The organism is Kitasatospora sp. NPDC093679, from assembly GCF_040683455.1.
Lineage (GTDB): Bacteria > Actinomycetota > Actinomycetes > Streptomycetales > Streptomycetaceae > Kitasatospora > Kitasatospora arboriphila.
The window spans coordinates 89,632-96,471 of the sequence record NZ_JBFBDW010000028.1 but is presented as its reverse complement, the minus strand read 5'-3'; the positions used below and the strand labels follow the sequence as shown (position 1 = coordinate 96,471).

General features: G+C 73.5%; 4 protein-coding genes and 1 pseudogene. 3 read left to right on the top strand and 2 right to left on the bottom strand.

Annotation, left to right across the window (positions count from 1 at the left end):
• Nucleotides 1–66 (bottom strand): annotated as a pseudogene (locus AB0O09_RS23010) (roadblock/LC7 domain-containing protein); the annotation flags it as partial.
• A gap of 10 nt (nucleotides 67–76) precedes the next feature.
• Nucleotides 77–3,607 (bottom strand): nitrate- and nitrite sensing domain-containing protein, encoded by a 3,531-nt coding sequence (locus AB0O09_RS23005; protein ID WP_363543915.1) that lies wholly within the window; start codon nucleotides 3,605–3,607, stop codon nucleotides 77–79.
• 462 nt (nucleotides 3,608–4,069) lie between these two features.
• Here AB0O09_RS23005 and AB0O09_RS23000 point away from each other — a divergent pair, with 462 nt between their 5' ends.
• The 3 genes from AB0O09_RS23000 (at nucleotide 4,070) to gltX (ending at nucleotide 6,762) form a co-directional block, all read left to right on the top strand.
• Nucleotides 4,070–4,294: a hypothetical protein gene (locus AB0O09_RS23000; protein ID WP_363543913.1), complete on the top strand. Its 225-nt coding sequence runs from the start codon at nucleotides 4,070–4,072 to the stop codon at nucleotides 4,292–4,294.
• Nucleotides 4,295–4,463: 169 nt separating this feature from the next.
• Nucleotides 4,464–5,264 (top strand): fumarylacetoacetate hydrolase family protein, encoded by an 801-nt coding sequence (locus AB0O09_RS22995; RefSeq protein ID WP_363543910.1) that lies wholly within the window; start codon nucleotides 4,464–4,466, stop codon nucleotides 5,262–5,264.
• Nucleotides 5,257–6,762 carry a glutamate--tRNA ligase gene (gene gltX, locus AB0O09_RS22990; protein WP_363543908.1) on the top strand — a complete coding sequence of 502 codons (1,506 nt, stop codon included), beginning with the start codon at nucleotides 5,257–5,259 and terminating at the stop codon, nucleotides 6,760–6,762. The genes AB0O09_RS22995 and gltX overlap by 8 nt, the downstream gene beginning before the upstream one ends.
• Nucleotides 6,763–6,840: the final 78 nt, after the last annotated feature.

Here is a 6,840-nt window from a genome sequence, read left to right as displayed (position 1 = left end):
CACCCCGGGGGTGTTGTCCACGAAATTGGTGATCAGCCAGTTCAGGTTCTGTGCGGCCTGGCTCATCTGACTCAACTCAACGCTCCTGGTGGTTCTGGCCGAAGCCGTCGAAGCCCTGCTGCTGGCGGCCGAAGTTGTTCTGGCCCTGACCCTGGCCCTGGGCCGGACCCTGGCCCTGGCCGGCCTGGCGGCCCTGCTGGATGCCGCGGCGCAGGTTGGTCAGGCGGCCGCGGACCTCCTCCGGGCTGCGGGAGACCTGCGGGCCGGTCAGCGGCGCCGACTCGGCGGTGCCGGAGACCAGGTTGGCCTGCGGGGTGCGGCGCGGCAGACCCGAGGTGGTCAGACCGCTGGTCGAGGGCTCGCGCACCTGCTCGGCACGGCGCCAGCGCTCGTCGTTGGCCGACGGGCGCCACGGGGCCTCGGCGGCCTCGCGGCGGCCGGGCTCACCGCCCTGCGGACCGGGCCGCTGCGGACCGGCCTGCGGGCCCGGACGCTGCGGGCCGCCCTGCGGACCGGCCGGCTGCTGCGGCGCCTGCGGGCGCTGCTGCTGGCGCGGCGGGCCCTGCGGGGCCTGCTGCTGCGGCGGGACGCCCGGCGCCGAGGTGCCGGGGCGCTGCGGCTGGTACTGCGGCTGCTGCTGCGGGCGCGGACGGGCCTGCTGCTGGCCGCCGTCCTCCGGACGGAACCACTGCTGGGTGTCCTCCGGGCCGGGGCCGGTCGGCAGCGCCATCGGCTGGGCCTGCTGCTGCTGCGGCTGGGGCTGCTGCGGGGCCTGCTGGGCGAACGGCTGGCCGCCGCCCGGCTGGGTGGCCGGGTCCGGCAGGACCGGCTCCACCAGGCCGAGGCCCAGCGGGTCGCGCGGGTCGATGTCGCTGGCCTCGAAGCGCGGCCGGCCGAACTGCACGGTGGACTCGACGGGGTTCTCCGCCGGGCCCGGCTGCTGCGGCGCCTGCGGGCGCTGCTGGCCGGGGACGGGACGGCCGCCCTGCGGGCCGGCCTCCGGACGCTGGCGCTCCGGCATCGGGGCACGGCCGCCGGGGCCCTGCTCCGGGCCGCGGCGCGGCAGGCCGCCGGCCTGGCCGCCGGGACCGCCCTGCGCGCCCGGGGCACCGGACGCGCCCGGGACCCGCCGCGGCTGGCCCTGCAGGCCCTGCTGGTTGGGCTGGCCCTGCGGGGCCTGCTGGCCCTGCTGGTTCGGGGCGCCGTTCTCGCGCAGCGCCTGGCCGACCTCACGGGTCGGCAGGCCGCCGGCGGGACGACCGCCCTGGGGCTGCTGGGGCTGCTGCGGGGCACCGCCCTGCGGGCCCTGACCGAGCTGCGGACGCGCCGGGGCACCGGTCGGGGCCTGGCCGAGCGCGGCGGCGGAGCGGCCCGCGAGGGCCTCCGCCGCGGTGCCGCGGCCCTGCTGGCGCGGGGTGGGGCCGAGGCCGCGGCCCTTGCCGGCCGCGCCGCCGGCGGGGCGCTGGCCCGGACGGCCGGAGGCGTTGGTGACGTCCACCGGCAGCATGACGAGTGCGGTGGTGCCGCCGGAGTCGCTGGGACGCAGCTGGATGCGGATGCCGTGTCGCAGGGACAGGCGGCCGACCACGAACAGGCCCATGCGGCGGGAGACGGAGACGTCGACGGTGGGCGGGCTCGCGAGGCGCTCGTTGATATCCGCGAGGTCGTCCGGGCTCAGGCCGATGCCGGTGTCGTGGATCTCGACCAGCACGCGGCCGTCGGGCAGCGCGTGGCCGGTGACCCGGACGCGGGTCTGCGGGCTGGAGAACGAGGTCGCGTTCTCCAGCAGCTCGGCGAGGAGGTGGACGAGGTCGTTGACGACGCGGCCGGCGACCTCGGTCGACGGCACCGCGGCGAGTTCGATGCGCTCGTACTGCTCCACCTCGGAGGCGGCGGCGCGGAGCACGTCGACCAGCGGGACGGGGCGGGTCCAGCGGCGGCCCGGGTCCTCACCCGCGAGGACGAGGAGGTTCTCGCCGTTGCGGCGCATACGGGTCGCGAGGTGGTCCAGCTTGAAGAGGCTGGCCAGCTGGTCCGGGTCGGCCTCGCGGCTCTCCAGCTCGGAGATGAGCGACAGCTGGCGCTGGATGAGGCCCTGGCTGCGGCGCGAGAGGTTGGTGAACATCGCGTTGATGTTGCCTCGCAGGAGGGCCTGCTCGGCGGCGAGGCGGACGGCCTCGCGGTGCACCATGTCGAACGCGGAGGCCACGTGGCCGATCTCGTCCGCGGAGTCGACGCCGACGGGTTCGACGGTGACGTCGACGTCGTGCGGGTCGCTCTCGGAGAGGGTCTTGACCAGCTCGGGCAGGCGGCGCTCGGCGACGTCCTCGGCCGCGGTCTGCAGACGGGTCAGCGAGCGCACCATCGAGCGGGCCACGATGGCCGCACCGGCGATGGCGACGATGAGGACGACGGCGATCAGCGCGGCGTTGACGAGCGCCTCGGTGTCGGCGTCGGACTGCAGCTTCTGGGCCTTGCCGTCGAGGTCCTCGAGCAGCTGGGTCTCGATGCGCTGCTCGGCGTTGATCTTGACGCTGGCGGCGTCGTACCAGTCCGTGTAGGTGCGCGGGTCGGTCTGCCGGATGCCGTTGGTGTTGAGGACCTGCTGGGTGTACCGGTCGGTGTCCGCGATGGTCTGGTTGAAGCTCAGGCTGGAGCGCTTCTTGCGGGCCTCTTCGTCACCGTAGATGGCGGTGAAGTTGGCGAGCGCGGACTCCTCGGAGACCTGCAGCCGGATGCCGAAGGTCTCGTCCGAGGGGGAGAGGTCGGCCTTCTGCGGGCGGGCCAGCGCGGCGGAGATCAGCGCGCGCTGCATGGACGCGTTCTCCTTGGACAGCGCGAACTGGCTGAGCGCCCGGGTGATCTTGATCAGCTCGGTCGAGTTCGACGCGATCGCGATCTCCTCGGTGATGCCGATGAGACCCTTGATGATCACGTCGTAGTTCAGGACGGTGGCCTGAATGTTGTCGATGTTGGTGTACGCGGAGCCGCGCGCCTCCGACAGCTGGTTGAGGTCCTTGCGGACCTGCAGCAGCAGGGCCTTTCCACCGGCGAGGTCGAGCTCGTCGAACTTGTCGGCGCTGGTGGCGAAGGCCTTGCTCAGCTGGTCGGTGTTCTTCTGGGCGTCCATGACGTCCGGGTCCTGCCGCTCGCCGGGCTTGGCGGTGAGCGGGCCGGCGCTGATGTCGCGCTCGGTCTCCAGGGCGTCCGCCAGCGCGGTCGCGCGGCGGGCGAGGTCCGCGAGGTCGGTCATCTGCGCCAGCTGGCGGGAGTTCTCCATCGAGGTCTGCACGCGCAGACCGCCGAGGACGAGCGCCACCATCACGGGGAGCAGCAGCAGCGCGATCAGGCGCGTGCGGATGCGCCAGTTGCGCAGCGCGAACCTGTTGAGGCCGGTCGCCCGGCGGTAGTTGAGCGTGCTGCGGAGCCGCGAACGGCCCGACTTGCCGTCGGCCGCGTCGTGGCCGTCCGTGACCGTGTCGTCGGCGGGCTCGGCGCTGCCGCCGGCCTGGCCTGCTGTCGGCGCTGCCTGGTGGGGGCCGGCCACCGGCTCGCGCGACTCCGGGTCACCCGCGGCGCCGCTGCCCCTCTTGAAACGTCCCTGCACTGGCGTCGCAACCTCTGGACCGGGCGCCCCTCCCCGCTGGCGCGGAGGGGGACGGTGTCGAGTTTTTCCGTGGCATTCCAGCACAGCGCGAGAAGTCCAACAAGGGCCGTTATGACTCGGTGTCCTGAGCTACCGACCGCGCGCAGGCTCTCACGGTCCGTGCGGTTACGCGCCGGTAATACGGCTCTTTTCGGACACGCAGCACCCTTCGGCCGACCGGGTGGAGCCCGGACATGTGCGACCAATGTCCGAGATGGGTGTTATGTCCGAATTCTCGAACCGCCCCGAATGTCCCGAAAGCCGAAATGGATCACGGAATTGTGACCAAAGTCACAGATTAATGTGTAGCTTTGGTCACGGCTCCTGTGACAGGAGATCCTTACCCTTGGCGGGGTCGCGGAGAGCCTTCCCAGGCCCGCGCCCGCCCAAAAGTCCTCCTCGCGAAACCAAGGTGCCCCGCCCATGTCCCAGCCGACGAAGGCCGCCGCGAAGTCCACGCTCACCGTCCGGCCGACCGCCAACCCGCGTCGGACCACCCTGGCCTCCGTCGCGGACTTCGCCCAGCTCCCCGGCGCGGTGGCCTCGCAGGAGCCGCGCGAGTACGCCGTCGAGCTGCCCGACAGCACGGCCAACCCGCGCCGCACCCAGCTGATGGTGGCGCCCGCGCCGCGCCTCCCCCGGGACTGAGCGCACCCGCCCGCAGGAGGGGCGCCGACCGCACCGGTCGGCGCCCCTCGGCGTGTCCGGGGCGTCCGGGGTGCCCGCGCGCCCCCGCCGCCGCGTGCCCCCGGGCCGGCGGCACCCCGCGCGATAGCCTGGGAACGATCGAGCAGGCCACCGACCGAGAGGCTGCAGGGTGCGTATCGCCAGGTTTTCCGTCCGGGAAGGGAGCCCTGCCGCCGGCAGCGTCTCCTTCGGCGTCGTCGAGGGCGATGCGGCCCAACCCGATTCCCTGGTGGTGCACGCGCTGGCCGGCCACCCGTTCGGGCCGCCGCAGCTGTCCGGCGAGAGCTACCGGATGCAGGACGTCCGCCTGCTGGCGCCGATGCTGCCCAACAAGATCGTCGCGGTCGGCCGCAACTACGCGGCGCACGCCGCCGAGCTCGGCAACGAGGTCCCGGACGTCCCGCTGACCTTCTTCAAGCCGTCCACCGCGGTCGTCGGCCCGACGGAGTCCATCGCCTACCCGCCGTTCTCCTCGGACGTGCAGCACGAGGCGGAGCTCGCCGTGGTGATCGGCCGGATGTGCCGCGAGGTCCCGGTGGGGCGCGTCCCCGAGGTGATCCTCGGTTACACCTGCGCCAACGACGTCACCGCGCGCGACGTCCAGCAGCGCGAGGGCCAGTGGGCCCGGGCCAAGGGCTTCGACACCTCCTGCCCGCTCGGCCCGTGGATCGAGACCGAGCTGGACCCGTCCGACCTGGCGATCACCTGCACCGTCAACGGCGAACTGCGGCAGACCGGCCGCACCTCCCTGATGGTGCGTTCGATCCCCGAACTGATCGCGCACATCTCCGAGGCGATGACGCTCCTGCCGGGCGACGTCGTCCTGACCGGCACCCCCGCGGGCGTCGGCCCCCTCAGCATCGGCGACGAGGTCGCCGTCTCCGTCGAAGGCATCGGCACCCTCGCCAACAAGGTGATCAAGCGTGGCTGACTCCCTCGCGGGCCCGGACGTCCGGGTCCGCTTCTGCCCGTCCCCGACCGGCAACCCGCACGTCGGGCTGGTCCGCACCGCCCTGTTCAACTGGGCGTTCGCCCGCCACCACGGCGGCACCCTGGTGTTCCGGATCGAGGACACCGACGCCGCCCGCGACTCCGAGGAGTCGTACGGCCAGCTGCTCGACGCGATGCGCTGGCTCGGCTTCGACTGGGACGAGGGCCCCGAGGTCGGCGGCCCGCACGCGCCCTACCGGCAGTCCCGGCGGATGGACGTCTACGCCGACGTCGCCCGCCGGCTGCACGAGGCGGGGCACGCCTACCACTGCTACTGCTCCACCGAGGAGCTCGACGCCCGCCGCGAGGCCGCCCGCGCGGCGGGCAGGCCGTCCGGCTACGACGGCCACTGCCGCGAGCTGAGCGAGGACCAGGTCGCGGTGTACCGGCTGGAGGGCCGCAGCCCGATCCTCCGGTTCCGGATGCCGGACACCACCCTCGCCTTCGACGACCTCGTCCGCGGCCCGGTCGCCTTCGACCCCAAGGACGTGCCCGACTACGGCATCGTCCGGGCCAACGGCGCCCCGCTCTACACCCTCGTCAACCCGGTCGACGACGCGCTGATGGGCATCACCCACGTGCTGCGCGGCGAGGACCTGCTCTCCTCGACGCCGCGCCAGATCGCCCTCTACGCGGCGCTCGCCGACATCGGCGTGGGCGGCGGCACCACCCCGCGCTTCGGCCACCTGCCGTACGTGATGGGCGAGGGCAACAAGAAGCTCTCCAAGCGGGACCCGCAGGCCTCGCTCAACCTCTACCGCGAGCGCGGCTTCCTGCCCGAGGGCCTGCTCAACTACCTGGCCCTGCTGGGCTGGTCGCTCTCCGAGGACCGGGACCGCTTCTCCATGGCGGAGATGGTGGAGGCCTTCGACATCGCCAAGGTCAACGCCAACCCGGCCCGCTTCGACCTGAAGAAGTGTGAGGCGATCAACGCCGAGCACCTGCGCGCGCTCGACCCGGAGGACTTCGTCCGCCGGCTGGTGCCGTACCTGCAGGCCGCCGGACTGCTGCCGGCCGAGCCCACCGCGCACCAGCTCGACCTGCTGGCCGCCGTCGCCCCGCTCACCCAGGAGCGGATGGTCGTGCTGAGCGAGATCGTCCCGATGGCCGGCTTCCTGTTCGTCGACCCGGCGGACTTCGCGGTCGACCCGGACGACGCCGCCAAGGCGCTCGGAGCCGACGCCCGGCCGGTCCTGGAGGCGTCCGTGCAGGCGCTGGAGGCGCTGGCCGACTTCACCCCGGACGCGATCCAGGCCGCGCTGCGCGAGGCCCTGGTGGACGGCCTCGGGATCAAGCCCAAGTTCGCCTTCACCCCGCTGCGGGTGGCGGTGACCGGCCGCCGGGTCTCCCCGCCGCTGTTCGAGTCGATGGAGCTGCTGGGCCGCGCCGAGACGCTGCGTCGGCTGAGGGCCGCCCTGGAGGCCGCGCCGGCCTCCTGAGGCCGTCCGCGCCGCCTGCGGCCCCGGTGCGCTGACCAGGGCCGCAGGCGCCCGGCGCCCTGCCTGCGGTTATCGATT